Source organism: Nonomuraea longispora (assembly GCF_004348345.1).
Lineage (GTDB): Bacteria > Actinomycetota > Actinomycetes > Streptosporangiales > Streptosporangiaceae > Nonomuraea > Nonomuraea longispora.
In genome coordinates this window covers 1-1733 of the sequence record NZ_SMJZ01000414.1, presented here as the reverse complement: position 1 = coordinate 1733, position 1733 = coordinate 1, and the positions used below count along the sequence as shown (strand labels likewise).

General features: G+C 73.0%; 2 protein-coding genes. Both read right to left on the bottom strand.

The features are described from left to right. Positions 1–590 (bottom strand): NAD-dependent epimerase/dehydratase family protein (locus E1267_RS43620; protein ID WP_246064745.1); only part of this gene is annotated, 590 nt, incomplete at its 3' end. A gap of 143 nt (positions 591–733) precedes the next feature. Next, positions 734–1733 (bottom strand): 2-oxoglutarate dehydrogenase, E2 component, dihydrolipoamide succinyltransferase (sucB, locus tag E1267_RS43615; protein ID WP_132342158.1); only part of this gene is annotated, 1000 nt, incomplete at its 5' end.

Genomic DNA, 1733 nt, shown 5'->3' with positions numbered 1-1733 from the left:
ATCCTGAAGATCGGCAACATTCTCCCGAGCGCCCCGCCCCGGCGGCTCAGCACGAGCCCCGTACGCGTGAACGCCGTTCTGACCCCCGCCTCCGCGGCCCGCTCCGCCTCGCCCTCCCACGCCGCGCACAGGCCGGCCAGGAACCCCTCGCCCCGGGCCGCGCTCTCGTCGATCACCCGGTCGCCCGTGTCGCCGTAGAAGTCGACTCCCGACGCCGACAGGAGCACCCTGGGCCGCGTCTCGACCTGGCGCAGCGCGTCGACGAGCACCCGGGTGCCCTCCACCCGGCTGGCGACCAGCTCCCGTTTGTACGCCTCGCTCCACCGCCGGTCGCCGATCGACGCCCCGGCGAGGTGCACCACGCCGTCGGCGCCCTCGAGCGCGGCCAGGTCGATCACCTGCTCGCGTGGCTGCCAGTACGCCTCACCGGCCTCGCGGGGCTCCCGGCGTACCAGCCTGACGACCTCCCGGCCCTCGGCCCGCAGCGCCTCGACCAGCGCCGAGCCGAGCAGCCCGGACGCCCCCGTCACGATGATCGCCATCATCCCAATGTACGCCGCCACCCTGCGTACGGCGTGCCACCGTTCCACCCGTGTTGCCCCACTCGGTCCGGGGACGTTCCCGGGTTCCCGGGTTCCGGTGTGCCCGTCGTGCGCGTACCGTGCCGTCGCGGGGCTCACACGCGGACGCCGGGCGGCCCTTCGGACCGCCCGGCGTCACGACACCCCGCGTGCTACGCGAGCCCGAGCTGGGCCTCGAAGCGGCCCTCCTCGAGACGGCGCTTGACCGTCGTCAGGAAGCGCGCCGCGTCCGCGCCGTCCACCAGCCGGTGGTCGTAGGTCAGCGCGAGGTAGACCATCGACCGCACGGAGATGGCCTCGCCCTCGGGCGTGTCGATCACGACGGGCCGCTTCACGACGGCACCGGTGCCGAGCATGCCCACCTGCGGCTGGTTGAGGATCGGGGTGTCGAACAGCGCGCCCCGGCTGCCGGTGTTGGTCAGCGTGAACGTGCCGCCCGTGATCTCGTCGGGCGTCACCTTGTTGGCGCGCGTGCGCTCGGCCAGGTCGGCCGTCTTGCGGGCGAGCCCGGCGAGGTTGAGGTCGCCTGCGTTCTTGATGACCGCCGCGATCAGGCCGCGCTCGGTGTCGACCGCGATGCCGAGGTGCTCGACGTCGAAGTAGGTGACCTCCATGGTCTCGTTGTTGATGGTCGCGTTGAGCTTCGGGTGCTGCTTGAGCGCCTCGATGGCGGCCATCTCGAAGAACGGCATGAACGACAGCTTGACGCCCTCGCGGCGGAAGAAATCGGCCTTCGCCTGTTCGCGCAGCCGCGCGATCTTCGTGACGTCGACCTCGACCACGGTGGTGAGCTGGGCCGCCGTCTGCAGCGATTCGACCAGCCGCTTGGACATCGTCTGGCGCAGGCGCGACATCTTCTCCGTGCGGCCGCGCAGCGTCGTGTCGACCTCCACCGGCTCGGGCGCCGTGGCGGCGGCCGGAGCCTGGGCCGCCGGCGCCGGAGCGGCGGCGGGCTGGGCGGCGGCGGGCGCCGGCGCGGCCTGGGCGGCCTTCTCGCGCTGCGCCTTGGCCGCTTCGAGCACGTCCTGCTTGCGGATGCGGCCGCCCACGCCGGTGCCGGTGATCGAGTCGAGGTCGACCCCGTGCTCGTTGGCGAGCTTGCGCACCAGCGGCGTCACGTAGGGGCTGTCGCCCGACGGGATCGGCGTGGGC